General features: G+C 73.1%; 1 protein-coding gene. It reads right to left on the bottom strand.

The window, feature by feature from the left end; genetic code table 11:
• Positions 1–401: phosphopantetheine-binding protein (locus tag C2142_RS35715; protein ID WP_241002986.1), on the bottom strand; the 401-nt coding region annotated here is incomplete at both ends.

The following is a 401-nucleotide window of genomic DNA, read 5'->3' as shown; positions in this document are numbered from 1 at the left end:
GGTGTCATCGAGTTCTTCGAGGAGTTGGTCCTCTATCCGGCGCGCCATCGTGGCCAGGGTGCGGGCCTCGAAGACGGTGCGCAGCGGCAGGTCGGTGTCGAAGGTGTCGCGGATCCGGGCGGTCAGGCGGGTGGCGAGCAGGGAGTGGCCGCCGAGCGCGAAGAAGTCGTCGTGCCGGGAGACCTGCTCCAGACCGAGGACCTCCTGCCAGAGGTCGGCGAGCAGTTCCTCGCAGTCGCCCTCGGGCGGTTGGCCGGCGCCGCCGAGCCGCGGTGCGGGCAGTGCGGCCCGGTCGACCTTGCCGGCGGGCGTCAGCGGCAGCGCGTCGAGCAGGACGAGCGCGGCGGGCACCATGTAGTCGGGCAGCCTCCCGGTGAGCGCGCTGCGCAGCCTCGGTGAGC

It is taken from the genome of Streptomyces sp. CB01881 (assembly GCF_002953255.1).
Lineage (GTDB): Bacteria > Actinomycetota > Actinomycetes > Streptomycetales > Streptomycetaceae > Kitasatospora.
This window is presented reverse-complemented; position numbering and strand designations above follow the sequence as displayed.